General features: G+C 59.3%; 24 protein-coding genes and 1 tRNA gene. 18 read left to right on the forward strand and 7 right to left on the reverse strand.

Going from position 1 to position 23,795, the window contains the following annotated elements; all coding sequences use genetic code 11:
- Nucleotides 1-82: 82 nt before the first annotated feature.
- The 5 genes from DDE77_RS15990 (at nucleotide 83) to DDE77_RS16010 (ending at nucleotide 6,249) form a co-directional block, all read left to right on the forward strand.
- The gene (locus DDE77_RS15990) at nucleotides 83-1,012 is read left to right on the forward strand and encodes a 2-hydroxyacid dehydrogenase (RefSeq protein ID WP_157959888.1); all 930 of its coding nucleotides are present in this window, start codon (nucleotides 83-85) and stop codon (nucleotides 1,010-1,012) included.
- 51 nt (nucleotides 1,013-1,063) lie between these two features.
- On the forward strand, nucleotides 1,064-2,677 hold the full coding sequence (locus DDE77_RS15995) for an ABC transporter substrate-binding protein (RefSeq protein WP_108398494.1): 1,614 nt from the start codon (nucleotides 1,064-1,066) through the stop codon (nucleotides 2,675-2,677).
- An 80-nt stretch (nucleotides 2,678-2,757) separates the two neighbouring features.
- Nucleotides 2,758-3,711, forward strand: a complete 954-nt coding sequence (locus DDE77_RS16000) for an ABC transporter permease (RefSeq protein WP_108398495.1) — start codon at nucleotides 2,758-2,760, stop codon at nucleotides 3,709-3,711.
- A complete protein-coding gene (locus DDE77_RS16005; RefSeq protein WP_108398496.1) occupies nucleotides 3,704-4,591 on the forward strand; it encodes an ABC transporter permease in 888 nt (295 codons plus the stop codon). Before DDE77_RS16000 ends, DDE77_RS16005 begins: the two co-directional genes overlap by 8 nt.
- A 2-nt stretch (nucleotides 4,592-4,593) precedes the next feature.
- Entirely contained in the window at nucleotides 4,594-6,249 is a 1,656-nt protein-coding gene (locus DDE77_RS16010) for a gamma-glutamyltransferase (RefSeq protein ID WP_108398497.1), read from the forward strand.
- Nucleotides 6,250-6,470: 221 nt separating this feature from the next.
- Here the strand turns inward: DDE77_RS16010 and DDE77_RS16015 are convergent, their stop codons facing one another.
- Complete coding sequence (locus DDE77_RS16015; RefSeq protein ID WP_157959889.1) at nucleotides 6,471-7,289, reverse strand: hypothetical protein; 819 nt, start codon at nucleotides 7,287-7,289, stop codon at nucleotides 6,471-6,473.
- Nucleotides 7,290-8,364: 1,075 nt separating this feature from the next.
- Between DDE77_RS16015 and DDE77_RS16020 the strand changes: the two genes are divergently transcribed.
- Entirely contained in the window at nucleotides 8,365-8,571 is a 207-nt protein-coding gene (locus DDE77_RS16020; protein ID WP_108398585.1) for a YMGG-like glycine zipper-containing protein, read from the forward strand.
- A gap of 162 nt (nucleotides 8,572-8,733) precedes the next feature.
- Here DDE77_RS16020 and treY read toward each other — a convergent pair whose 3' ends face one another.
- Entirely contained in the window at nucleotides 8,734-11,166 is a 2,433-nt protein-coding gene (treY, locus tag DDE77_RS16025; RefSeq protein WP_157959890.1) for a malto-oligosyltrehalose synthase, read from the reverse strand.
- A 146-nt stretch (nucleotides 11,167-11,312) separates the two neighbouring features.
- Here treY and DDE77_RS16030 point away from each other — a divergent pair, with 146 nt between their 5' ends.
- The 5 genes from DDE77_RS16030 to DDE77_RS16050 all read left to right on the forward strand — a co-directional run bounded on the left by DDE77_RS16030 (nucleotide 11,313) and on the right by DDE77_RS16050 (nucleotide 12,874).
- Entirely contained in the window at nucleotides 11,313-11,705 is a 393-nt protein-coding gene (locus tag DDE77_RS16030) for an MAPEG family protein (RefSeq protein ID WP_108398500.1), read from the forward strand.
- 57 nt (nucleotides 11,706-11,762) lie between these two features.
- A tRNA-Trp gene (locus DDE77_RS16035) sits at nucleotides 11,763-11,838 on the forward strand.
- A gap of 184 nt (nucleotides 11,839-12,022) precedes the next feature.
- On the forward strand, nucleotides 12,023-12,247 hold the full coding sequence (locus DDE77_RS16040) for a hypothetical protein (protein ID WP_108398501.1): 225 nt from the start codon (nucleotides 12,023-12,025) through the stop codon (nucleotides 12,245-12,247).
- Between the two features lie 108 nt (nucleotides 12,248-12,355).
- Nucleotides 12,356-12,616, forward strand: coding sequence for a hypothetical protein (locus DDE77_RS16045; RefSeq protein ID WP_157959891.1), 261 nt, complete (start codon nucleotides 12,356-12,358; stop codon nucleotides 12,614-12,616).
- Nucleotides 12,617-12,643: 27 nt separating this feature from the next.
- Nucleotides 12,644-12,874 carry a hypothetical protein gene (locus DDE77_RS16050; RefSeq protein ID WP_108398503.1) on the forward strand — a complete coding sequence of 77 codons (231 nt, stop codon included), beginning with the start codon at nucleotides 12,644-12,646 and terminating at the stop codon, nucleotides 12,872-12,874.
- Between the two features lie 12 nt (nucleotides 12,875-12,886).
- On the opposite strand, the gene DDE77_RS16055 is transcribed toward DDE77_RS16050, so the two are convergent.
- From DDE77_RS16055 to DDE77_RS16080, 5 genes are all read right to left on the reverse strand, one after another.
- Nucleotides 12,887-13,126, reverse strand: coding sequence for a hypothetical protein (locus DDE77_RS16055; RefSeq protein ID WP_108398504.1), 240 nt, complete (start codon nucleotides 13,124-13,126; stop codon nucleotides 12,887-12,889).
- Between the two features lie 15 nt (nucleotides 13,127-13,141).
- Nucleotides 13,142-13,342: a hypothetical protein gene (locus DDE77_RS16060; protein WP_108398505.1), complete on the reverse strand. Its 201-nt coding sequence runs from the start codon at nucleotides 13,340-13,342 to the stop codon at nucleotides 13,142-13,144.
- Nucleotides 13,343-13,543: 201 nt separating this feature from the next.
- Nucleotides 13,544-13,711, reverse strand: coding sequence for a hypothetical protein (locus DDE77_RS19580; RefSeq protein WP_157959892.1), 168 nt, complete (start codon nucleotides 13,709-13,711; stop codon nucleotides 13,544-13,546).
- Between the two features lie 1,244 nt (nucleotides 13,712-14,955).
- Nucleotides 14,956-15,252: a hypothetical protein gene (locus tag DDE77_RS16075; RefSeq protein ID WP_108398508.1), complete on the reverse strand. Its 297-nt coding sequence runs from the start codon at nucleotides 15,250-15,252 to the stop codon at nucleotides 14,956-14,958.
- 63 nt (nucleotides 15,253-15,315) lie between these two features.
- On the reverse strand, nucleotides 15,316-15,597 hold the full coding sequence (locus DDE77_RS16080) for a hypothetical protein (protein ID WP_108398509.1): 282 nt from the start codon (nucleotides 15,595-15,597) through the stop codon (nucleotides 15,316-15,318).
- A gap of 254 nt (nucleotides 15,598-15,851) precedes the next feature.
- Between DDE77_RS16080 and secE the strand changes: the two genes are divergently transcribed.
- From secE to rpoB, 7 genes are all read left to right on the forward strand, one after another.
- Nucleotides 15,852-16,049 (forward strand): preprotein translocase subunit SecE, encoded by a 198-nt coding sequence (gene secE, locus DDE77_RS16085; protein WP_108398510.1) that lies wholly within the window; start codon nucleotides 15,852-15,854, stop codon nucleotides 16,047-16,049.
- Between the two features lie 34 nt (nucleotides 16,050-16,083).
- On the forward strand, nucleotides 16,084-16,614 hold the full coding sequence (gene nusG, locus DDE77_RS16090; protein ID WP_046138360.1) for a transcription termination/antitermination protein NusG: 531 nt from the start codon (nucleotides 16,084-16,086) through the stop codon (nucleotides 16,612-16,614).
- A 167-nt stretch (nucleotides 16,615-16,781) separates the two neighbouring features.
- Nucleotides 16,782-17,210, forward strand: coding sequence for a 50S ribosomal protein L11 (gene rplK / locus DDE77_RS16095; protein ID WP_108398511.1), 429 nt, complete (start codon nucleotides 16,782-16,784; stop codon nucleotides 17,208-17,210).
- A gap of 4 nt (nucleotides 17,211-17,214) precedes the next feature.
- Nucleotides 17,215-17,907 carry a 50S ribosomal protein L1 gene (rplA, locus tag DDE77_RS16100; protein WP_108398512.1) on the forward strand — a complete coding sequence of 231 codons (693 nt, stop codon included), beginning with the start codon at nucleotides 17,215-17,217 and terminating at the stop codon, nucleotides 17,905-17,907.
- Between the two features lie 415 nt (nucleotides 17,908-18,322).
- Nucleotides 18,323-18,844: a 50S ribosomal protein L10 gene (gene rplJ, locus DDE77_RS16105; protein WP_108398513.1), complete on the forward strand. Its 522-nt coding sequence runs from the start codon at nucleotides 18,323-18,325 to the stop codon at nucleotides 18,842-18,844.
- A 59-nt stretch (nucleotides 18,845-18,903) separates the two neighbouring features.
- Complete coding sequence (gene rplL, locus DDE77_RS16110) at nucleotides 18,904-19,281, forward strand: 50S ribosomal protein L7/L12 (RefSeq protein ID WP_108398514.1); 378 nt, start codon at nucleotides 18,904-18,906, stop codon at nucleotides 19,279-19,281.
- Nucleotides 19,282-19,634: 353 nt separating this feature from the next.
- Nucleotides 19,635-23,777: a DNA-directed RNA polymerase subunit beta gene (gene rpoB / locus DDE77_RS16115; RefSeq protein ID WP_108398515.1), complete on the forward strand. Its 4,143-nt coding sequence runs from the start codon at nucleotides 19,635-19,637 to the stop codon at nucleotides 23,775-23,777.
- The last annotated feature ends 18 nt before the right edge of the window (nucleotides 23,778-23,795 follow it).

The raw sequence follows: 23,795 nt of genomic DNA on the forward strand, positions 1-23,795 counted from the left end.
CGTTTGCATGAGCTGAAGTGCGGGGAATTTGAATTTTTTCGGCCGTTGCATGATCCAAGCTGGACACATCATGCTCGCCGTCATGAAACGGTTATTTATTGCCTCTCGCGGGAACCCCGAACACCTGGCCCAACTCTTCCGTGCAGAATTGCCGGATTACGAGGTGCTGACCGAGCAGCCCAAGGCGGGTGACCCGAAGGTCCCCTTCATTGTGGTCGGCCGTCCCTTGCCGGGCGTTATCCGCGCCGTCCCGGGAATCAAGCTGGTCCTCTCGCTTAATGCCGGCATCGAGCATTTGCTGGCCAGCGGCGAAGTGCCCGAGGAACTTCCCATTGTGCGCCTGGTGGACGAGGGTCTCGCGATTGGCATGGCCGAATGGGTTCTGGCCCAGGCTCTGTCCTGGCACCGCAACCTTTTCCTTTACGCCGAGCAGCAACAACGCGGCGAGTGGACGCCGCAAGTGGAAAAGCTCGCCAACAAACGACGAGTCACTGTCTTGGGCGCGGGCGCGCTCGGTCGTCCCGTGGCCGAACACTTCGTACGCTTTGGCTTCGATACGCGGGTCTGGGCACGCTCCAGGCATGACATTCCTGGCGCCACCACCTTCGCTGGGATGGACCAATTGCTTGAGGCTGCCCGCGGCGCCGATATCCTTGTCAATCTATTGCCGCTAACGGCCGAAACGCGGGACATTGTGAACGCAAACGTTATCAGTGTGCTAGCCGATGGTGCCTTTTTCATCAATGGCGCACGCGGCGGGCACGTGGTCGATGCCGATCTGATCGCTGCCCTCGATAGCGGCAAGCTCAGCGGTGCAGCCCTCGATGTTTTCCGCATCGAGCCCCTACCGGCAGACGATCCGCTCTGGAAACACCCCAAGATCCGGCTCTCTCCGCACGTTGCGGCACCCACTCACCAACACATGGCGGTCAAGGAAATGGCAGCAAACATCCGCCGCTTCGAAAGCGGCGAACCTGTGCTGCACATCGTCGATCGCCACAAAGGCTACTAAAAAGCCGGACCAACCGGCAGTTATATCCAAGCGTTAGCAAAGGACGGGAACATGAAAACGAAACTAACACGCCGCGTTGTGCTCCAGGGCATCCTCGCCGGCTCGACAGCTTTTGCCACCATGCGCGTGCTGCCCACCATGGCTCAGCAGGCCGGGGGCACCCTAAATGTCGGCCTCACCTATGAGCTCGACACCATGAATACCTATTCCACGGGCTTTCTTGCCGACGCCCAGCACACTGTCATCGAGGGCCTCATCGCCCCCGATAAGGACGCGCGCTACGTCCCGGTTCTCGCCAAGGAAGTGCCGACGCTGGAGAATGGCGGCATCGTCCTCTCCGAGGACGGCTCCAAGATGACCATCACCTATCATCTCAATGAAAACGTTAAGTGGCACGACGGCGCACCTTTCACCTCGGCCGACGTCAAGTTCACCTGGGAAGCTGTTAAGAACCCAGATTTCATTGCGGAATCCAAAGACGGCACGCAGGACATCGACAGCATCGATACGCCGGACGACTACACCGTGATCTGTAACTACAACACGGTGAAGCCGAACTTCGCCTCGACCCTTTTCACCTTCGGCATTATGCCCAAGCACCTGCTGGAAGGCGAAGACCTAAACACCTCCTGGTACAACGAGAAGCCGATCGGAACCGGTCCGTTCATGGTCAGCGAATTTGTGCGCGGGCAGTATGTTGTTTGCGACAAGTTCCCCGAGTACTGGCGCAAGTCGGCTGATGGTGATCAGCTGCCTTACCTCGATCGCCTCGTGTTCCGCATCGTTACCGACAGCAACACTCTGGTCACGCAGCTCCAGAGCGGCGAACTCGACATGGCTGTCTCGGTCCCTTATGGCCGCGCGTCGCAGCTTGAAGGTGCTCAGGGCGTCGAAATCATCGTCGGCCCGCAGCTGAGCTGGGGTCACCTCGACTTCAACTTCCGCAACGAACTGCTGGCCGACATCGCTGTTCGCAAGGCCGTAGCTCATGCCATTAATCGCGAGACGCTGATCCGTGTGCAGGGTGGCTTCCCAATCCCGATCAAGTCGTTGGTTCTGCCTCTTTTCGACCTCTACGATGATACGACGCCCGAATATGCCTATGATCCGGCAGCCGCGAACGCGATGCTTGATGAGGCCGGTTTTGCCCGTGGCGGCGACGGCATTCGTGAAAAGGACGGCAAGCGCTTGAGCTTTGCCTTCGTGGTGCAGTCCGGCCGCGCCGACGACGAGAACGTGCAGCAGGTGATCATCGCCCAGCTCAAGGAAATCGGCATCGAAGCCACAGCAGACAACAAGACCGGTGTTGCCTATCGCGAAGCCCGCTACTCCGGCGGTTACGACCTGATCTATGGTCGCTGGATCACTTCGGCTGACCCGGTCTACTCCACCTTCTACGGTTCGGAAGGCGAGAACAACGGCCAGGGCTATTCCAATCCCGAACTCGACGCCGTGTTCGAGCGCCTCGAGAACACGTTGGACGCCGATGAACGTAAGGCGGCTGCTTCCGAAATGCAGCACATCATCGCAGAAGACCTGCCCGCTATTGCGCTCTTCCAGGGTGTCTCGGTCATCGCCAAGCCGGTGGAACTCAAGAACTTCGTTCCCAATCCCACCAACATGACCAATTTCGTCGACACCAAAGAATGGTATCTTGAGGGCTAGGCCCGCAAGAGCGACACTTTGATCGGCGCACCGGTCCTGCTCTTTGCAGGGCCGGTAGCTCCGCGACCCCAGGGAGCGAGATGAGCCTAGCCTATATAGTTCGACGCCTTTTGGGCGCCATCCCGCTCTTGTTGGGCATTTCCGTTATACTGTTTGCCATCATTCAGCTTGCCCCAGGCGGGCCGCTGGACATCTATGCGGAGAACCCGTCTGTCAGCAAGGAAGCTCTTGCCCAGATTGCAGCCCGCTATGGGCTCGATCAGCCCGTGCCGGTTCAGTATTTCCTGTGGCTCAAGGCTGTCCTAGTCGGCGATTGGGGTTATTCCATCCGCACTGGCCGTCCGGTTCTAGACGAAATCGTCTACCGGCTTGGTCCCACCCTGCAATTGGGTGGGCTCGCCATGATCATCTCGCTCCTGATTGCCGTTCCCGTCGGCATGATCAGCGCGGCGCGCCGGGGCTCAAAACTGGACGGTACAGTGACTGTCTTGAGCTTTGCCGGTATTTCCACGCCTGTTTTCTGGCTAGCACTGCTGCTGCAATTGCTGTTCAGCGTGCAACTGGGCTGGCTGCCCTCTGCGGGCTATCAGTCCATCGGTGATGGATCCTTCATTGACCGGCTGCGCCACATCATCATGCCCGCCTCCGTTCTGTCATTGGCAACGGTCGCCAGCTGGAGCCGGTTCATTCGCTCTGGCATGATCGACGTACTCAACCAGGATTATATCCGTACCGCTTATGCCAAAGGCCGTGGCGAAAAGGCCGTGCTCTTCTTTCACGCCCTGCGCAACGCCATGATCCCTGCGGTCACAGTTATTGCAGTCGACTTTGTGACGATTATTTCGGGCGCCGTGATCACCGAAACGGTGTTCGCTTGGCCTGGCATTGGCCGGCTCTTCATGGAAAGCATGGATGGACGCGACTATCCCATGTTGATGGGCCTCATGATGATGGGCTCGCTCGCCATCGTCGTTGCTAACATCGTGGCCGACATCTGCTACGCCGCGCTTGACCCAAGGATCCGCTATGACTGACGCAACGGTTCCCGGCGCCATCAACCCGGCTGCGCCGCCGCAAACCTACTGGCGCCGTGTCCTGAAGCGTTTTCTTAAGCGTCGCCTCGCGGTGATCGGGGCTGCCTTCCTCGTTCTGTTGGGCATAGCTGTTACAATCGGCCCCATGCTGTCGCCATATAGCTATGACTATCAGGATTTCGACCTGCTCGGCATGCCTGGACCCATGTCTGCTGAACATTGGCTTGGCACGGACGAATTGGGGCGAGATGCACTGACTCGTCTCTTGCATGGTGGTCGCGTGTCGCTCGCCGTTGGTCTGGCTGGCGCTATGATCGCTGGCATTGTCGGCACGCTGGTGGGAGCCGTGTCTGGCTTTTATCGCGGCATACCCGACGTCATCCTTATGCGGTTTACGGATGTGATGATGTCCATCCCGACCCTGCCGCTTGTTCTTCTGCTCTCCGGCCTCTTCCGACCCAGCCCGCCGCTTCTTGTCGCCATTGTTGGTATCTTGATCTGGATGGGTACGGCACGCCTTGTGCGCAGCCAATTCCTTGCCTTGCGCGAGCGCGAGTTTGTTGAAGCTGCCCGCGCCCTCGGCGCCAGCGGTCCGCGCCTGATGTTCCGCCACATCCTCCCCAACGCCATCGGCCCCATCACAGTCGCCTCGACCTTGGCCGTGGGCAGCGCGATCATGCTGGAATCTGCGCTGTCCTTCCTCGGCTTTGGCATCCAGCCACCTGTACCGACCTGGGGGAACCTCCTCAACAGTGCATCGTCCTGGCTGTCGCAGGCACCCTGGCTCGCCATACCGCCCGGCCTGCTCATTCTTTTTACCGTTCTAGCGGTGAACTTCCTGGGCGATGGTCTGCGCGACGCCATGGAGCCACGGGAGTAAACATGCGCCCTCTAGAGAGCTACATTGCCGACCAGGGTCCCAAACCCCTGGCCGAAGGTCAAGCCGTGGCCAGCACGGGCAATCCCATCGTCACCGAGACGGCCGTCGGCATCCTCTCGGCCGGTGGCAATGCTGCGGACGCTGCCATTGCCGCGGCGCTCGTGCAGGCAGTCGTTGAACCACATCTCACCAGCCACGCCGGAATGGTTTCCTGCTTGTATTGGGACGGCGCCGAAAACCAGGCGCATCAGCTCAATGCATTGGGTACGCTCGCACCCGATCTTTCGCCTTTCCGTCCCATCAATGGGGTTGGGGGCTGGGCCCGCGAGGGCGCACCTGGGCCGCAAGCGGCCATTCCGGGCTTCATGCCGGGCCTCGCAGCCCTTCACCAACGCTTCGGCAGCAAAAGCTGGGCCGATCTCTGCGCGCCAGCCGTCGAATGGGCCGAGCGTGGCCACGCCGTTTCGTCTTTTGAATACGGCGTCAACGTCTTTGCTGCGCCCTTCTGCACTTATTTTAAATCTGGCCGCGCCGTTTTCATGCCGCAAGGCTATTTGACGCCGGTAGGCCAAGTCGTCCGCAATCCGGCCATGGCTCAGACCATGAAGGCCCTGGCGGAAGAAGGCCCAGACTTTTTCACCACCGGTGGCTGGGCAAAGGCCTTTGTTGCCGCTGGCAATGATCTGGGCTGGCCCGTTCGGCTCGATCACCTCACCAGCAATCCGCCACGCTGGCAGGTTCCGCTGCGCTTTGCCCATCGGGGTCATGAAATCATCGGCCTCGCGCCACCCGAACGACAGGGCGCCTTCTGCGCCATGGTCCTGGGTATCCTGGATCATGCCGGCATCACCGCGATGGAGCCCTTCGGCGCCGACTACGTCTTCACCATGGCTCATGCCCTGCGGCTTGCCGAGCAGGCCTGTGGCTTCATGCACGATCCCGTCGTTGCTGGCGATGCGAGCGCTGTGCTGATGGATCCAGCGTACCACGCCCAGCAGGCGAAACTCATTGCAGCCAGCCGCCCGCATGTCGACCTCACCGAGCATGTGCGCCTCACGCGTGGTAGCGCGGCCCTGGCCGCCAGCGGCTGGAATAGCGCCAGCCGCAAGCCGCCCGTTGGTTCTTGCGAGATCTCCATCGTCGATGCCAATGGCAATTGGATTCAGATGATGAACACCATCCAGTCCGGTGGTATTCCGGGCATGGCCGTAGACGGCGTTTTCATGATGGGCTCGCATGAGCAAACCGCGATGAACGCGCACTTCTCCAATTTCCGAATACCCGGCGCACGCATGCGCAACATTTTGGGCAACACCTTAGTGCTCAAGGATGGAGCGCCCTGGCTCGCTCTTGGCACACCGGGCAATGTCTATGCCACCGTCGCCCAGATGCTGGTGCATGTACTCGATTTCGGCATGGACCCGCAGTCTGCTTCCAATGCTCCCCGCATGCTGCCGCTCGAAGACGATTACACGCTCTACGTCGAGTCACGCCTCGCGCCTGAAACCGTAACCGATCTGACCGCCATGGGGCTTCTGCTTGGCCCCATGCCGCAATGGGACTGGAACCAGGGCTCGTTCCAAATGTGCTGGCGCCATAACGACCACCTCCGGGCCGGGGCGGACTTCCGGCGGACAGGCAGCGCGGAGGCGATTTGATCACGCGTAGATCATAGAAGTGACATGCCAAGCCTAGTCAAACGGGAGGCACGTAGAGGTTCTCACTTTCACTCACAAATTTGCCAAACAAGGGCTCTCGGTTCGCCGCCCAGAGCGTTTTGTAGGCCAGATGAGGAGCCTCCTTTCCAACACCCGAGACGGTCGACCTATTTCCGCCGTTCGATCCACTCCATCGTCTGCCCGAAAGCAGAATCAGCGGATCATGGATCCTGCTGAGGGCCCAGTTGCAGCCGCTCAATGGCGCCATTGTAAGTGGTCTTCATCGCCAGAGCAGCCGCTTGTTCGTAGGCGATGTACTCGGGTGTGGAGATCGCCGCCATATACGCATCGCGGGAGTGCGAGGGGAGCCGACCAAGGATCGCTGCAAAGATCAGGAACGTATTTTCCGCATAGGTTTCAGAAAGGCCGATCTGCCTATGCTCTTCCATCCACGCAGTGGCGTTATCAGGACCGACATAGGGTTCGGCAGCCAAATACATGGCCTGCAGGTAACCCTCCACTAGCGTTTCGGCGACATCCGACGTGCCGTATTGTTCAAACAGGCCCATGGCGGTGTCGACAAGCTCTGCTGGCAGGCTTGCTACCTCTGCTTGTAGCGCCGCCCGCTGTTCAGGATCATCCAATTGCATGGCTAATAGCTGATCGCTGATACGGTCGCGGTGCTGACGCAGGTCAGAGTCGTTGAAATCCAGGATCGTATCAATAGCTTCAGGAGGAAGGTTCTTTGTGAGCAGCTCTGTGTACTCCTGTTGCAGGATATCCGCATGGAAGGCGTGGTTCACCGCGCTCCGCCACACTTCGACCGCCTCGGGCGTAAAGCCGAACTCCGTGGTGGTAATGGGCAAGAAGTCTTCGCGCAGGCGATCAATAGCAGCAACGTTGCCATCATGCTCAAGGATGCGCGCGACGCGTTCGTCGGCGGCGGAAGCAAGGCCCGGATCCAGCAGCATTGCCGCAAGAATAAGCTGTACTATAAGCCGTGCGATCCTGTTCGCCGATCCAGTCACGATATCCCCCATAGAATTGTTTCAACAGGCCGTGCTCGTGCAGCCTCACCAGCTGTGGGACTTTTATCGCGCGGCAACTCTTGGTGAAAGTTCTCCGACCAGGATTGCGCAGAGTCGCTGCCTACTGGCTTAGCCAACCCCGACGCCGTTTTGCGCCTGCGAGCATCGCATCAACTGGATGATCGTCAGCTGGTACCTGCCAGTTCGCTCCCCAGGCCACATACGCCGGCACCGCTGCTTGAAAGCGCAGACATCGCGCATAGTATCTGCCTTATATCTAGGAGGATGATCATGTCGGATGGGATTGCTTTCGGCGACGGTCCGGCACGATTCCGAGGGTCGATCGTCGACGGGCTGTAATGGTGGGAGTCAGCCGGGAGCGATCCGATAGATCATTCCGCTTCCAGTTGTCGGCTGACCGGCGATCCGCCTCGCAAAGGACTTCAAGCACAGTAAAATGGAGTTACTGGCGGCGCCGCTTGAAGCGCCTACTGAACGAGCGTAATCCGTTGTTGGCCGCCTCCTGGTAAGCGAGTTTTCATCCATCAAGCAGAATCATACTCAATATGCAGAAGCGCTCCTTACTGCGGGATGGCACGCGGACTGCTCTGAGGATGAAAATGGGCATCACTCAGGACTTTTCCTGACCACTTAAGCCGCACTCAGCGCCAGCACCCGAAAGTACAACTGTCATTTGACCACACCCGTTTCGAGCTTGGGAGCGCCCGCTCAACCGCCCCGAAGAAGTATGGGTGCTGCATTCATCGCAGCGCCTGGCGAGCCCCAAGGCTGCAAGCTTTGTTCGGTTCCTGGCCGATCGGTTTTCCAACGGATCGCTTGAGGTTTGACGGTCGCCAGCCGTCCTGCTGCGGAAAGCTCACCCATCATCTGACCGATAGGTCACGATTCCGGATGTGGAGCGACAAGTAAAAACCCCGGCTTCTGGTGGAAACCGGGGTTACTGTCTGGAGGGTACAGGCAGGTAATCCTGCGTCGAGCAAACGAGCCTTGTGCCAATACGGTTCCTTAGGGAACTCGGCGGCTTTTCGATTGTTCTCCCATGCATCTTACCTCGGAGGATAAACAGATGAAGAAGTTTGCACCAATCGCGCTGGTCCTTGTCAGTGCCATGTCGCTTACGGCCTGCACGACCACGGAGAAAACCGTCACAGGCGCTGCCGTTGGTGGCGTTGCCGGCGCGGCTGTTGGTGGTGCTGTGGGTGGCTATGGTGGCGCAGTTGTGGGCGGCGGCGTGGGCGCAGCCACGGGCGCCGTGATCGGTAGCCGCAGCTGATCTCACCGAAGTTTCGGTTATTTGTCAAAGGGCCCGGCACACGCCGGGCTCTTCCTTTTTGCAGGGACTGATCGGTCAATATTTATCATGCGCTAAGAAAACTATTGCCAAGCCCGCACCGTCCAGGGTCCTGCCGCGCCGGCAGAACCCCGGTCAGCAATATCATGCACCTTGGGCCGAAACCCGCAGGTAGTCGCCGGCACTGCCTTGCGTCACATCGCGCCAGTCCGCGCCAGCGAACTCGGCCGGAAGCTGGATGCCCGCGCCATGGCCAGGAGACAAATCGGCCGCAACGAGGAGGCGCACGCCTTTGTGCTCGCGCAGGAACGCAATGGTTCGCTCGCCTAGATTGAGCTTGCGATAGCTTCCTTGCGTGAATAGCGCCGCATGCTCCTGCCGGAAGCGGAGTAGATTGCGCGTAAGCACGAGTTTTTCGTCGCCCTGATCTGGCGCGCCGAGGCGCTGCTGCAACTCGTCGAAATGGACGGGCCGGCGATTGTCGGGATCGACAAAGCTTTGCTCCCAATCCTCGGCGCCGCGATAGATATCCGGTACACCCGGGCTCGTCAGCTTGAGCGCAACCTGGATCAGCGCCTTGCGAATGCCGATCTTGGCTAGCTCCTGCCGATCCTCTTCGAACCGTTTCATAAAGGCCCCATCGGCTAGCGCTCGGTCGATCAGCGCAAAGACCGCGTTCTCATATTGACTGTTGTTGACGCCCCAGTCGCTGCGCTCGCGCGCCTCGCGCAGTGATTTCTCCATAGCCGCCTTGAGGCGATCAGCCAGGTCGCTGCTGTCGCCCTTGATCGGCCAGCCGCCATGCAGCAGCTGGAAAAACAGATAAAGGTCATTGGGGTGAATGCCCTCGGGCCTGAGCATGTCGCGCCACTGCCGCACGGCCTTGTCCCAAAGCTCGGGGCAATCGGCGATGGCGCTGATCATGGCGCGGGTGTCCTCGCCGCGCTTGGTGTCGTGCGTGGAAGTCCCCAAAAGGCAGAGCGGATGGGTGGCGAGACGGCGTTGGTTGGCGTCGTGGAAGGCGTCGATGTCGAGCCAGAAGCGGTCGGGATGCGCGCCCACTTCGTTGAGCGACACAAGCCGATTGAAGCGATAAAGCGCCGTGTCTTCGAGCCCCTTGGCCATCACCGGCCCGGTATATTGCTGGAAACGCCCCAATGCCTTGGCGATGAGCTTGGGGTCATATTCCGGCCCCAGCGTGCCCAAGAGAAGGTTCTCGAGGAAGTCGAATTGCGCCGTCGGATAATGGCCCCGGTATTGCCGCGCGCGTCCGATCGCCAGCTTGAGTTCGCGCGCGTCGCGTTCAGTCACGCCAGTGTTGTCGATATAGGTGCGATAGACCTCCAGATGCGCGATGATCTCCCGCGCTGCCTTGCGGAGGCCGTTGCGGCTGATGTCGCGCGTAGCGGGCACGGACCAGGCCAGTTCCGCCAGATGCTCGGAGAGCCCAGTCAGTTCCGCCGCAAGCTCATGCTCCATCACGCGCAGCTTGCACTGGTAGGCTTCCTCATGCGGCTCGCGCATGGGGCCGACGAAATCCCGATACGTTCTGGTTACCTGTTCTTCGCCCGCCGGATTGGTCAGCAGCCGCGTCAGCTGCGCGCCGAATTCATATCCGGTCGTGCCATCGACCGGCCAATCCGCACGCAGTGGCTCATGCGGCGCCAGGATTTTTTCGATCGCCAGATAGATCGGGCGCGGCGACTTGGCCTTGAGCTGCTTGAGATATTCGGTTGGATCGAGCAGGCCATCCACATGGTCGATGCGCAAGCCATCAACCAGGCCTTCCTTGATCAGCGCGAAAATCACCTGGTGCGCATGGTCGAACACTTCGGGCCGATCAATCGTGATGCCGCCCAGCTCGCTGTTTATGAAGAAGCGGCGATAATTGATCTCGTCATGCGCTGTGGGGAAGTGGAACAGCCGCCAATGCTGGTTTTCGATCACCGAATCCAGCGCTGCCCAGCTGGTCGGCTCGCCCTTGTTGCCATTGAGCGCCGCCACCGCTGCTTCGGGCGATCCGTAACGATCCAGTATCTCGTTTTCGTCCTCTGGCCGGATGGGCAGCTTCTCCTTACCATAGGCCCAGATCGCTATCCCATCCTTGTCGGCACGCAGCTCAAGCTGGCCATCATGGAGCGCCTCGGCATAGCTCGAGCCTAAGAACGGCACCATGAGCTTGCCATGCAGATCAGGCCGGGCAGGGGTCCAGTTGATGTCGAACCAGTCGGCATATTGGCTCCCCGCCCCATGCTTGAGCACGTCGAGCCACAGCCAGTTCTCCGATCCGCCCACGCCCATATGATTGGGCACAAAATCGAGGATCACCCCCAGCCCCGCCTCGCGCAGCGCACCCACCAGCGCCCGAAAAGCCTCGATCGTGCCGAGCTCGGGATTGATCAGCGTGTGGTCCACCGTGTCATAGCCATGGGTGCTGCCCGGCTGCGCCTTGAGGATGGGGGACAGATAGGCGTGGCTGATTCCCAGATCGGCGATATAGGGCACCAGGGCCCGCGCATGCTCGAAGGTGAAATCCTTGTTCAGTTGAAAGCGGTAGGTGGCGCGCAGATCGGTCATGTCAGCAAGGGTCTCCAAGCGGTGTGATCTAACGAAAGGCACCGCTTTGGGTTGCGCATGCCACCCGTACGATAATCATCGCCACCATTGCGCTGCGCCCCAATCTGTTCCAGCCTGAGCCCGTCCGGAATCATCAAGGCTTCCCCATGCTCCTTCTTATCTTGCTGGTGCTCGTGCTTTTGATGGTCCAGGCGTTTTTGCCCGGCAAGTTCCTGGCCGACCAGATCGGCTCCAAGGGGCAGATGGGCCCGCGCGACAATCTGCCCGAACCCTCGATCGAGCTATCCCGCGCCCGCCGCGCCTTGGCGAATCTGCAGGAAACCCTGCCGATCTTTCTCACCCTCGCCATCCTCAGCATTGTTTACGACGCGCAGAGCTGGCTCTCGCTGGCCGGCGCGACACTTTATTTCCTTGCCCGCATTGCCCATCTCATCTGCTATCTGCGCGCACTTTCCCCCTGGCGCTCCTATAGCTTTGGCGTGAGCCTGATCGGGCTCATCCTCATGGCGATCCCGCTTCTTGCTCACATCTGGGCGTAAGGCGCGTGAAGGCTCTTGCGAAATCGTCGCGCAGCCTTTAGACAAGCCCTCGCCTGAAGGGGTTTAGCTCAGTTGGTAGAGCATCGGTCTCCAAAACCGAGGGTCGTGGGTTCGAGTCCCCCAGCCCCTGCCAGGCACAATCACCGATATCGCTGATCTGCCCGGGTCATGGCCGCTCTGCCTGGCCCTGTTTCCGCTCGCCCGATCACGAAAATATTGTTGCATTCTCGTGCGTTAAGCCGGGATCAAAGTTCCTCGTTCGTGCGTTGTTCCGCCATCAAAAACAACAGCAGCGTTCCCGTGGGTCCGCAACGATAATGACACTTTCCGAAGCCGAAAGGCACCTCACCAATTCCCGAAACAAGCTGGCCTCCTATGGCGAACTTGCGGCCAGCACCAAGCGCGAGAAGACCCTCGAAGCCATTCGGGAGGAAATCGTGCGCCTTGAAATCATCGCGCAAAACCTGCCCAGCCGCGCCACCAAGATTCACCGCCTGATCCAGGCCTGGCGGCGCTGCCATGCCGCGCTTTGGCTGTCCTGATCGTGCGGGCGGCTTCTTCGAAATTGCTAGCTCATAATGGCAACTGAATCGCCCTTGGGCTGTTGATACGAGTTGGAGTGTCTTTCGGCGTGTATCAGGGGCCTAGCCGTGAATTTCATGGACAGCAGCGATCAGCGACACACAGCGCCGACCTGTTGCTACATTGTCGTAGAAATCACCGGCACGTGGTGGATCGACATAGAAGGCAAGCCTTTCGGTCCCTGCGAGGATCGGGAGGATGCCATCACCTGCGCCTTCAAGCTGATCGAAATGTTCGGCGACCGCACCCGGCCGGCGGCTGTTTATGCACCCGATGAGAATGGCCGAACGCGGCTGATCTGGAAGGGGCAGCTCGAGGAAGACGCCTGACCCCTTAGGCAATCAAGCGAGATTAACATGAGCAGTGCTGAAAACGAATTCACTGGCCTTTGGCTGCACGATGGCGACCAGCGCGGCAAGGACTTCACCCATTCGGCGGCGCATTACGACCATCCGGAAAGCGAAGGCAATCCATCAACAAAATTGCGGCACGCCTATGTGGAGCAGGCGGGCCGCAAGGTGGGCGTCTGGGTGCCCGCTCATTGGGACGAGCAGCAGGTCACCGAGGCGCTGGAAACCAATTGGTAGCAAGCCCTCCTTTCAGGCGGACCCTTTGAGCGGCAAGTCAATATCCTTTTGCACTTCGGCCTCGAGCTCGTCATGCGCCTGGCTGCCGTTCTTGGTGCCCATGGAGCGGATTTTCTGCTCGATCTTGGCGGCTTCTTCCTCGTCCAGTTCAGGTGCACGACCGGTGTCGTCGGGAATGCCGGCGCCCGTCTGCGCAATGGTTTCGCCCTTGGGGCGGTCATTCAGTCCGGTGGTCAGCTTGCTTGTGGTCATGTCACGATCTCGCTCTCAGGTTGAGATACTCAGGATGTGGCTTTCAAAAGCCACATAGTCGCCCTCGATCTGCGTTGCGTCATCAACAATGGTTCGCTCGCCACTGATGCGCAGATAGCCTTCCTCGATCACCTGCTCAATGATCTGGTCGAGCTCCCGCTCGTCGGAAAAGCCGATCCGCGTGCCGTCGCTGGTCGTGAGTTGATAATCTGGCATGTTCTAAACCTTGCGCTATTTGGATCCGGCATTGTCGCCGGCTTGTTGGCTGCTGGCTTGCCCGTCCGCCGCGGGATCATTCCCTGGCGGCCTCTTTCGTAGCTTAACCGGCCTTTGTGCGCCGAAATCAGCAACAGGGCTCTTGTCCGGATCCTCGTCGTCAACGGCCGGGTCTGCGGATCTGGGTGCCATAGCGGGCTTCTAGTCGTAGGTGTCTTCGTTTGCTCCGGCCGAATTGGGGCCATCAGCGCCGGGCAGATCCTCACTCTGCTGTTGGTCATTGCGCCCCTGATCCTTGGAGCGGGCAGGGCTGCGATCCTGTTCCTTGCTTGGCTCTGGCTTGGCGCTCTTTTGTTGTTGCTGGTTCATAAGCTCTCTCCATGCTTTGCCGGGGTGAACGCCCCGCGCGCCGCAGAGGTCCATCACAAAACGCGAATTCCAGTCTGTGGGAGCGCTAAGCGGCGCAATCTGGCACACAGTGCCAGACACCCGCGACCGACAAGACCGGGTGAAATATTGGCACCTTGTTTGAAAACGAAAATCAGCTCGTGGAATCGTACAGCAACTCGGTGCCGTTTTGCGGCTCGTCGAGTGAGACACGGGCGTGCCGCCCAGCCTTGAAATCCAGCTTGGCTGATCGGATCGCTGCCTCTGTAGCAACCTGCCTCGAGACGAACGGTCCCAATCTGTCCGCCGCCTCCCTGATCCACCAGCGGCCGGAACTTGTTGTCACAACATAATCCTTACACTGCATCAGACCGCTCCTATTGCCAACTGGCCGCGCAAACGAGGAGAACTGAAAGCAGTTGCGGCGGTAACCTGAGTTATCTGGGGCTGTGTCGCTCCTGTCCCATCCCAAACTCGCTCGCCACCCACACTCCTCCCGCGTCCCGGCGCCTTCTCACCCCGCCGCGCACAACAGGAGGGTATTGGATCAAATCGCAAGACAGCCCTGGTGAGCGATGTGGCGGATGCCCGATGAAGCTTGGGCAGCATGGTCCCCCACCCCAATCGTCATCCTCGGGCCTGACCCGAGGACACTACACTTACAGAGTACGGGTCAAGCGCAGAGCCCTCGGCTCAAGGCCGAGGGTGACGAGCGGTGGATGAGCTGCATTGTGTCTATGGCTCGAGACAAGGAATCAACGTCCCAGCCCCACTACCCCTTCGGGCTTGAAACGACGGGCACTCTCCACCCGTCACGCGTAACCATAGGCTTACAGATCAAGTTCGAAACCAGCGCTGGTGAGCGATGTAACTGACGTCCGATGAAGCCCCTCGGGCAAGATGGTCCCACACCCCCAATCGTCATCCTCGGGCCTGACCCGAGACACTGCACCTACAGAGCACGGGTCAAGCGCAGAGCCCTGGCTCAAGGCCGAGGGGTAACGAGCGCCAAGCGGGCAGCATGGTGCCTACGGATCAAGCCAAGCAACCATCGGCTCAATCCCCAGCCCCTCCCTCCCACCGGCGCCTCCCTCGGACTTGATCCGAGGGTCACTAGCAACACGGCACAAGGCACGAGCGATCAAGTCCAAGAATGACCCTCTAGAAGGTCAGGCACCCTCCCGACCGACTCCCGAAAGCGTCACCAGTCTCCAGAAGCCGCCCGATCACCGGAACACGAAATGTTGCTGTCCAAACACCTGCGGCGGCTCATAGCGCGGCAGATTATCAAACCGCCGCTGCAGCTGGAGATTGTTTATTGCGTCGCGATTGGCGCGAAGCTCCAGCTCATACTGACGGCGGCGGGAATCCTGCTCCACTTCCTGCTGCAGGCACTGAACGCGTTCGGCGTTGGCCCGGATCGCTTCGGCGGTGTCTCCCGGCACTGATGTGGGGCAGGCCGCACTGGCCACAGTGGACAAGCCTGCAAGGGACACAAGAACGAGAAAGGGGAGCTTGAACATGGGCGGTTCTCCGGGCAGCCAAGAGATGCTCCCCGGACCCGGCATATTCAAGGCGTTCACACCTTATTCAGCAGCAATGGGTGTGCGATGGGTGTGGCGCGACTTGAGGCGGTTGAGCTGGTGGGCAGCATGCGCCAACAACGCGGTGCGCACCTGATTGGATGCAACATGGCCGCAATCGGCCTTGACCTTGAGATCAAGGTTGTAGCGGCTCAGATTGCCCATGAAACGCTCTTCGATGCCCACGCGCACCACGCCGGTGATCCGCCCGGCAATCTCCTTGTGCGGCCCATAATAGCGGACCTCACAGGCTTTGACCTCGAATGATCGATCTTCGAAACTCATGGCCACCCCTCCGCGCCACTTTTTCGTCTCATTTGGATCAGACGGCAAAGCGGGATTCGAATCAAGCCAGAATCTTCGGCCTGTGCACCAATCGTTAAGAATTTGATTCGCCGCACAAGCGATGTGTTGCAAAGTCGGGGGAGCAAGCCTGTTGCAATTGGCGCGGAGTTTCTCTAGATACGCAGTCTCCAGCCGTGCGGGATTCCTGCGCGGCCTTTGGTTTTGCACCAAATCGACCAAGAGTAGAACAGCTTATGGCCCGTACGAACCCGATTCAGTTCCTGCAGCAGGTTCGGCAGGAAACATCCAAGGTCACCTGGCCGAACCGCAATGAAGTGCTGATCTCCACGATCATGGTGCTTGTGCTGGTTGCCTTTGCGAGCGTGTTCTTCCTTTTGGCAGACCAGCTGATTTCGTTTCTGGTCGGTTTGATGCTGTCGATCCGCGCTTAGGATCAAACAAAAAGAGTGGGAGCGGCGACGCGGCATGGCCAAACGCTGGTATATTGTTCAGGCTTATTCGAACTTCGAGCGCAAGGTGGCGGAAGATATTCGCCAGAAGGTTGCTCAGAAGAAGCTTGAGCATCTGTTCGAAGACGTGATCGTGCCGACTGAAAAGGTCGTCGAGATCCGCCGCGGCCGCAAGGTCGATGCCGAACGCAAATTTTTTCCGGGCTATGTCCTGGTCAAGATGGACATGACCGACGAGGCGTTCCACCTGATCAAGAATACGCCCAAGGTCACTGGTTTCCTGGGTTCGGACAACAAGCCGATGCCGATCTCGGAAAAGGAAGCCATGGGCATCCTGCAGCAGGTGCAGGAAGGTGTGGAGCATCCCAAGCCTTCCGTCTCGTTCGAAGTGGGCGAGAACGTGCGCGTGTCCGACGGTCCCTTCGCCAGCTTCAATGGCGTGGTGGAAGAAGTCGACGAAGAACGCGCCCGCCTCAAGGTGGAAGTGTCGATTTTCGGGCGTCCCACTCCGGTGGAGCTCGAATACGGTCAGGTCGAAAAGGTCTGATCCCAGCGCTCGGCGTCAGCCGAGTCGCACTAGCCTTTTGGCGTAAGCCAAAAGCGCACCAGCCTTCGGGCTGAAACCGTGGGAGAGCAGGGCGCATGCCAATGCCCATCAGCCTCGCACCACGGCGTCAAACGCCTGCCCCTGGCAGGCACTAGAAAGGACGAAAAATGGCAAAGAAAATCGTTGGCTACGTAAAGCTGCAGGTGCCCGCGGGCTCCGCAACGCCTTCCCCGCCAATCGGCCCGGCTCTGGGTCAGCGCGGCCTGAACATCATGGAATTCTGCAAGGCGTTCAACGCTGCCACGCAGGAAATGGAAAAGGGTTCGCCCATTCCAGTCGTGATTACCGCTTATGCCGACAAGAGCTTCACCTTCGAGATGAAGCAGCCGCCGGTGACCTACTTCATCAAGAAGGCCGTGAACCTGAAGTCCGGCTCCAAGCTTCCGGGCAAGGAATCGGCTGGCACGATCACCGTGGCGCAGCTGCGTGAAATCGCCGAAAAGAAGATGAAGGATCTCAACGCTGACAATGTCGACGCTGCTGTGTCGATGATTGCCGGTTCTGCCCGTTCCATGGGCATTCAGGTCGAGGGCTAAAAGAATGGCAAAAGTCGGTAAGAAGATCGCCAAGGCCCGCGAAGGCATCGATCGCAACAAGCTCTACAAGCTTGATGAAGCCCTCAAGATGGTTCGTGAACGCGCCTCGGCCAAGTTCGACGAAACCATCGAGATCGCCATCAATCTCGGCGTTGACCCCCGCCACGCCGACCAGATGGTCCGCGGCGTCGTGAACCTGCCCAACGGCACCGGCAAGACCGTGCGCGTTGCCGTGTTCGCCCGTGGCGACAAGGCCGAGGAAGCCCGCAAGGCTGGTGCCGATGTTGTTGGCGCCGAAGACCTGATGGAGCAGATCCAGGGCGGCAAGATCGATTTCGATCGCTGCATTGCCACTCCGGACATGATGCCGATCGTTGGTCGCCTCGGTAAGATCCTGGGCCCACGTAACCTGATGCCAAACCCCAAGGTTGGTACGGTTACCCCTGACGTTGCCGGTGCCGTTAAGTCGGCCAAGGGCGGCGCCGTTGAATACCGCGTCGAAAAGGCCGGTATCCTCCATGCTGGTGTAGGCAAGGTTTCCTTCTCCGAAGAAGCCCTGCTGCAGAACATCAAGGCATTCACCGAGGCCGTGGTTCGCTCCAAGCCAGCCGGCGCCAAGGGCACCTATGTCAAGCGCGTCGCTGTGTCCTCCACCATGGGCCCGGGCGTGCACGTCGAGCCAGCTTCGGCTCTCTAGGCTGAGCTGAGCCTGTCGCCCACCGTCCTTGCCCGGCTTGTCCGGGCAAGCGAGCGGGGGGAGATTGGGGATTGGTTTTGACTGATACCCCGGCTAAACACCCAGTTTCGGGGGATACGTCCCTCGAAATGCTAACAGTCTGTTAGCATTAAGTCCTGTCCGAGACTGCCGGTGCCAACCGATTTGGGTTGGCTTAATGCCTTTGCGGCGCCTGCATAGATGGGGTGAAGACCGCGATTTTTCCGCCCGAAAGGGCAGGGTGCTCACGGTTCGAACCAGGCCAGTTGCCCTTCTTGGGCAGCACGGTTGACAGGCATGTAACCGTTGCTCCTCCTTCCTTCCCGAAGGATCAGGAGGGCAGCAATTGGCAATGGCACGGCACTTTAACTTGTCGTGCTAAATGTGGAGACTAGCAGTGGAAAGAGCGGAAAAGCGTGAGCTTGTCGCATCGCTTCAGTCAGCCCTCGGGGCCGCTGGATCGATCGTCCTTGCGCAGAATAGCGGTCTGACCGTGGCCAATCTGGAGTCGCTTCGCCGTGAGGTGAAGAGCGCCGGTGGTCACGTCAAGATCGCTAAAAACCGTCTTGCCAAGCTTGCTCTGAAAGACACCAACCACGCCGACATCTCGGACCTGTTCACAGGCCCGATCGTCATCGCCTACGCGGAAGACCCCATGACTGCGCCGAAGATCGCGCAGAAGTTCGCTGACAGGAACGCCAAGTATGTCGTTCTTGGTGGCGTCATGGGCAAGACCGCTCTGGACGCGAACAGCGTCAAGGCCTTGTCGACCATGCCGTCGCTCGATGAACTGCGCGCAACGCTCGCCGGGATGCTCAAGCAGCCCGCAACGCGTATCGCGTCGGTCGTCGTCGCGCCTGCTGGTGGTATCGCGCGCGTGTTGGCCGCACATGCGGAAAAGAGCAACGAAGCAGCGTAACCCCTTGGTTCCCCATGGAACCGGTTTGAACCAAACACCATACAAGAGAGATTTATCAAATGGCTGATCTCGCCAAGATCGTAGACGACCTGTCTGCCCTGACCGTTCTGGAAGCTTCCGAACTGTCCAAGATGCTGGAAGAAAAGTGGGGCGTTTCCGCCGCTGCTCCAGTTGCTGTTGCTGCCGCTGCTGGCGGTGGCGCTGCTGCTCCTGCTGCTGAAGAAAAGACCGAATTTGACGTGGTTCTCGCCTCCTTCGGCGACAACAAGATCAACGTCATCAAGGAAGTCCGTGCCATCACCGGCCTGGGCCTCGGCGAAGCCAAGGCTCTGGTTGAGGCTGCACCAAAGGCCCTCAAGGAAGGCGTGTCCAAGGCTGAGGCCGAAGACATCCAGAAGAAGCTGGAAGCTGCCGGCGCAAAGGTCGAACTCAAGTAATCTCATTTACTTGACTTGAAATGTGCGAGGTGGCGCGCTATGTGCCATCTCGCATTCTCGTTTACACGAGAAGATTCGCCGGGCCGATTGGATGGGTCGCAGGCACCAATTTGCGGAACATATGACGATTTCGATGTCTAAGGCACGCTGACGTCCATTGGACCTCATGGTTTTTCGACCATGGGGTGTTTGACGTTTCTGAGCCGACGCTGCCCTTGGCTGGGGTGGTGCCAGAGATATCGCTAGCCTCACTAACGAGACCAAGAAAGGCAAATATCCCGAGACCCGACGGCTGATAGTCGGATTTTTGGATATCTGCCTCCGAGACAAATCGCAAAGAAACAGGAGCTTTCATGGCTACCACGTTCAACGGCCGCCGCAAGGTACGCAAGTCCTTCGGTTCCATTCGCGAAGTCACGGAGATGCCCAACCTGATCGAGGTCCAGAAGGCCTCCTATGATCAGTTCCTCATGGTGGACGAGCCCAAAGGTGGCCGTCCCGATGAAGGGCTTCAATCCGTCTTCCGTTCGGTTTTCCCGATCACCGACTTTTCGAACACGGCATCTCTTGAATTCGTGAAGTACGAGTTCGAGCAGCCCAAGTACGACATCGACGAGTGCCGTGCGCGCGACATCACGTTCGCTGCCCCGCTTAAGGTGACGCTGCGGCTGATCGTGTTTGAAGTGGACGAGGAAACCGGCGCCCGCTCTGTCAAGGACATCAAGGAGCAGGACGTATACATGGGCGACATGCCCTTCATGACGTCGAACGGCACCTTCATCGTCAACGGCACCGAGCGCGTCATCGTCTCGCAGATGCACCGCTCGCCTGGCGTGTTCTTTGACCACGACAAGGGCAAGACCCACTCGTCTGGCAAGCTGTTGTTTGCCGGCCGTATTATTCCGTACCGCGGTTCCTGGCTGGACATCGAGTTTGACGCCAAGGACATCGTCTATGCGCGTATCGATCGTCGCCGCAAAATCCCGGTTACCTCGCTGCTCAAGGCGCTTGGAATGGATGCCGAAGAGATCCTTCGCACCTACTACAACACGTTGCAGTACGAGAAGACCGAGAAGGGCTGGCGCGTCCCCTACGATGCAGAGAAGTGGAAGGGCGCGAAGCCATCCTACGACCTGATCGATGCCAAGACCGGCGACGTGATTCACGAAGCTGGCAAGAAGCTCTCCGCTCGCCAGGCCAAGAAGCTTGCCGAGAACGGCTTGACGCACCTGCTTGCGGTCGATGAAGACCTATATGGCATGTACGTGGCCGAAGACCTGATCAACATGAAGACCGGTGAGGTCTACATGGAGGCAGGTGACGAGCTTGACGAGAAGTCGCTCGCTCGCATGCTCGAGTTGGGCTTTGACGAGCTGCCGATCCTCGACATCGACCACATCACTATTGGCGCCTATATCCGCAACACGCTGGCCGTGGACAAGAACGAGACGCGTGAAGACGCCTTGTTTGACATCTATCGCGTGATGCGTCCGGGCGAGCCGCCAACCGTCGACACTGCCGAAGCCATGTTCCAGTCGCTGTTCTTTGACAGCGAACGCTATGACCTTTCCGCCGTCGGTCGCGTCAAGATGAACATGCGCCTTGAGCTCGATGCGCCTGACACCATGCGCACCCTGCGCAAGGAAGACATTGTTGAAGTCGTCCGCACGCTGGTCGATCTTCGCGATGGCCGCGGCGAAATCGACGACATCGACAACCTCGGCAACCGTCGCGTTCGCTCCGTGGGCGAACTCATGGAGAACTCCTATCGCCTTGGCCTGCTCCGCATGGAACGCGCCATTAAGGAGCGCATGAGCTCGGTCGAGATCGACACCGTGATGCCGCAGGACCTGATCAACGCCAAGCCGGCTGCTGCCGCGGTGCGTGAGTTCTTTGGTTCTTCGCAGCTGTCGCAGTTCATGGACCAGACCAACCCGCTTTCGGAAATCACCCACAAGCGTCGTTTGTCAGCGCTTGGACCTGGTGGTCTTACCCGTGAGCGTGCAGGCTTTGAAGTCCGTGACGTGCATCCGACGCACTACGGTCGTATCTGCCCGATCGAGACACCGGAAGGCCCGAACATCGGCCTTATCAACTCGCTCTCGACTTTCGCCCGCGTCAACAAGTACGGCTTCATCGAGACGCCATATCGCAAGATCGTCGATGGCAAGCTGACCGACGAAGTGGTTTACCTCTCCGCCATGGAAGAGGCCAAGCACTACGTCGCCCAGGCGAACGTTCAGTTCACCGAAACTGGTGAGCTGGCCGATGATCTGGTGGTTGCTCGCCACGCTGGCGACAACGGCCTGACGCCCAAGGAAAACGTCGACCTTATGGACGTTTCCCCCAAGCAGATGGTGTCGGTTGCCGCCTCGCTGATCCCGTTCCTTGAGAACGACGACGCTAACCGCGCTCTGATGGGCTCCAACATGCAGCGTCAGGCTGTGCCACTGCTGCGCGCCCATGCACCCTATGTCGGTACCGGCATGGAAGCTGTTGTGGCTCGTGACTCGGGCGCCGCTATCGTTGCAAAGCGCAAGGGTATCGTCGATCAGGTGGACGCAACGCGTATCGTTATTCGGGCCACCGAAGAAACCGATGCGTCCAAGTCCGGCGTGGACATCTACAATCTGATGAAGTTCCAGCGGTCGAACCAGTCGACCTGCATCAACCAGCGTCCGCTGGTTGTGGTTGGCGACCATGTCAACCAGGGCGACATCATTGCCGATGGTCCCTCGACCGAACTGGGCGATCTCGCTCTTGGCCGCAACGTGCTCGTCGCGTTCATGCCTTGGAACGGCTACAACTTCGAAGACTCCATCCTTCTGAGCGAGAAGATCGCAATGCAGGACGTCTTCACCTCGATCCATATCGAGGAATATGAAGTGATGGCTCGCGACACCAAGCTTGGGCCCGAGGAAATCACGCGCGACATTCCAAACGTTTCGGAAGAAGCGCTCAAGAACCTCGACGAAGCTGGCATCGTTCATATCGGCGCCGAAGTGATGCCGGGCGATATCCTGGTCGGCAAGATCACCCCCAAGGGTGAATCGCCGATGACGCCGGAAGAAAAGCTCCTCCGCGCCATCTTCGGCGAAAAGGCATCCGACGTTCGTGACACCTCCCTGCGCGTGCCGCCGGGCGATGCTGGTACTGTTGTTGAAGTGCGCGTGTTCAACCGCCACGGCATCGACAAGGACGAGCGTGCCATGGCTATCGAACGCGAGGAAATCGAGCGCCTTGCCAAGGACCGTGACGACGAGCAGTCAATCCTGGACCGCAACGTTTATGCGCGTCTCAAGGAAATGCTGTTCGGCAAGGCGGCTACGGCGGGCCCGAAGGGCTATGTCGTGGGCACCAAGCTCAACGACCAGATGTTCGAGGCTCAGCCTCGTTCGAAGTGGTGGCAGTTCGCGGTTGATGACGACAAGGTCATGACCGAGATGGAAGCGCTTCATGCTCAGTATGAAGAAAGCCGCCGCCTGCTTGAGCAGCGGTTCATCGACAAGGTCGACAAGCTGCAGCGCGGTGACGAACTTCCGCCGGGCGTAATGAAGATGGTTAAGGTCTTCATTGCAACCAAGCGCAAGATCCAGCCGGGCGACAAGATGGCCGGTCGCCATGGTAACAAGGGTGTGGTTTCCCGCATCGTTCCCGTGGAAGACATGCCGTATCTTGAAGATGGTACGCCAGTCGACATCGTGCTGAACCCCCTGGGCGTGCCATCGCGCATGAACGTGGGCCAGATCCTCGAGACGCACCTGGGCTGGGCTTGCGCCGGCATGGGCAAGAAGATCGACGAGATGGTTCGGGCCTATCAGCGTAATGGCGATCTGACGCCTCTGCGGACCGAAGTGCAGGAGCTGTTTGCCGGTGATGAATCCATCACTGACCTTGATGACGACGGCCTTGTGCGTCTGGGCGAACACCTTTCCAAGGGTGTTTCGATCGCGACGCCCGTGTTCGACGGCGCCAAGGAAGCAGATATCGTCGAGATGCTGGAAAAGGCAGGGCTCAAGGCTTCTGGCCAGTCCACCGTCTATGATGGCCGCTCTGGCGAGCAGTTCGATCGGCAGGTGACTGTTGGGTATATTTATATGCTCAAGCTGGATCACCTGGTGGACAACAAGATCCACGCCCGTTCGATCGGTCCTTACTCTCTGGTTACCCAGCAGCCGCTGGGCGGCAAGGCGCAGTTCGGCGGTCAACGCTTCGGCGAGATGGAAGTGTGGGCTCTGGAAGCCTATGGCGCGGCTTATACGCTCCAGGAAATGCTCACCATCAAGTCGGACGACGTGGCTGGTCGTACAAAGGTCTACGAGTCCATCGTGCGCGGCGACGATACGTTCGAGCCGGGCATCCCCGAGAGCTTCAACGTTCTGGTCAAGGAAATCCGCTCGCTCGGTCTCAATGTCGAACTCGACATGCGTGACCTGGGCGACGATCCGAGCCAGGCCGAAGCGGAGCTCGCACCTCCTCAGGAAGCGGCGGAATAATCCGGCACTTCCAAACCC

This window comes from Devosia submarina (genome assembly GCF_003056345.1).
In the GTDB taxonomy this organism is placed as follows: domain Bacteria; phylum Pseudomonadota; class Alphaproteobacteria; order Rhizobiales; family Devosiaceae; genus Devosia; species Devosia submarina.

What these genes read in the sequence shown, in the direction of transcription:
- DDE77_RS15990 (WP_157959888.1), top strand. Translation starts at nt 83, where the DNA reads ATGAAACGGTTATTTATTGCCTCTCGCGGGAACCCCGAACACCTGGCC.
- DDE77_RS15995 (WP_108398494.1), top strand. Translation starts at nt 1,064, where the DNA reads ATGAAAACGAAACTAACACGCCGCGTTGTGCTCCAGGGCATCCTCGCC.
- DDE77_RS16000 (WP_108398495.1), top strand. Translation starts at nt 2,758, where the DNA reads ATGAGCCTAGCCTATATAGTTCGACGCCTTTTGGGCGCCATCCCGCTC.
- DDE77_RS16005 (WP_108398496.1), top strand. Translation starts at nt 3,704, where the DNA reads ATGACTGACGCAACGGTTCCCGGCGCCATCAACCCGGCTGCGCCGCCG.
- DDE77_RS16010 (WP_108398497.1), top strand. Translation starts at nt 4,594, where the DNA reads ATGCGCCCTCTAGAGAGCTACATTGCCGACCAGGGTCCCAAACCCCTG.
- DDE77_RS16015 (WP_157959889.1), bottom strand. Translation starts at nt 7,289, where the DNA reads ATGGGGGATATCGTGACTGGATCGGCGAACAGGATCGCACGGCTTATA.
- DDE77_RS16020 (WP_108398585.1), top strand. Translation starts at nt 8,365, where the DNA reads ATGAAGAAGTTTGCACCAATCGCGCTGGTCCTTGTCAGTGCCATGTCG.
- treY (WP_157959890.1), bottom strand. Translation starts at nt 11,166, where the DNA reads ATGACCGATCTGCGCGCCACCTACCGCTTTCAACTGAACAAGGATTTC.
- DDE77_RS16030 (WP_108398500.1), top strand. Translation starts at nt 11,313, where the DNA reads ATGCTCCTTCTTATCTTGCTGGTGCTCGTGCTTTTGATGGTCCAGGCG.
- DDE77_RS16040 (WP_108398501.1), top strand. Translation starts at nt 12,023, where the DNA reads ATGACACTTTCCGAAGCCGAAAGGCACCTCACCAATTCCCGAAACAAG.
- DDE77_RS16050 (WP_108398503.1), top strand. Translation starts at nt 12,644, where the DNA reads ATGAGCAGTGCTGAAAACGAATTCACTGGCCTTTGGCTGCACGATGGC.
- DDE77_RS16055 (WP_108398504.1), bottom strand. Translation starts at nt 13,126, where the DNA reads ATGACCACAAGCAAGCTGACCACCGGACTGAATGACCGCCCCAAGGGC.
- DDE77_RS16060 (WP_108398505.1), bottom strand. Translation starts at nt 13,342, where the DNA reads ATGCCAGATTATCAACTCACGACCAGCGACGGCACGCGGATCGGCTTT.
- DDE77_RS19580 (WP_157959892.1), bottom strand. Translation starts at nt 13,711, where the DNA reads ATGAACCAGCAACAACAAAAGAGCGCCAAGCCAGAGCCAAGCAAGGAA.
- DDE77_RS16075 (WP_108398508.1), bottom strand. Translation starts at nt 15,252, where the DNA reads ATGTTCAAGCTCCCCTTTCTCGTTCTTGTGTCCCTTGCAGGCTTGTCC.
- DDE77_RS16080 (WP_108398509.1), bottom strand. Translation starts at nt 15,597, where the DNA reads ATGAGTTTCGAAGATCGATCATTCGAGGTCAAAGCCTGTGAGGTCCGC.
- secE (WP_108398510.1), top strand. Translation starts at nt 15,852, where the DNA reads ATGGCCCGTACGAACCCGATTCAGTTCCTGCAGCAGGTTCGGCAGGAA.
- nusG (WP_046138360.1), top strand. Translation starts at nt 16,084, where the DNA reads ATGGCCAAACGCTGGTATATTGTTCAGGCTTATTCGAACTTCGAGCGC.
- rplK (WP_108398511.1), top strand. Translation starts at nt 16,782, where the DNA reads ATGGCAAAGAAAATCGTTGGCTACGTAAAGCTGCAGGTGCCCGCGGGC.
- rplA (WP_108398512.1), top strand. Translation starts at nt 17,215, where the DNA reads ATGGCAAAAGTCGGTAAGAAGATCGCCAAGGCCCGCGAAGGCATCGAT.
- rplL (WP_108398514.1), top strand. Translation starts at nt 18,904, where the DNA reads ATGGCTGATCTCGCCAAGATCGTAGACGACCTGTCTGCCCTGACCGTT.
- rpoB (WP_108398515.1), top strand. Translation starts at nt 19,635, where the DNA reads ATGGCTACCACGTTCAACGGCCGCCGCAAGGTACGCAAGTCCTTCGGT.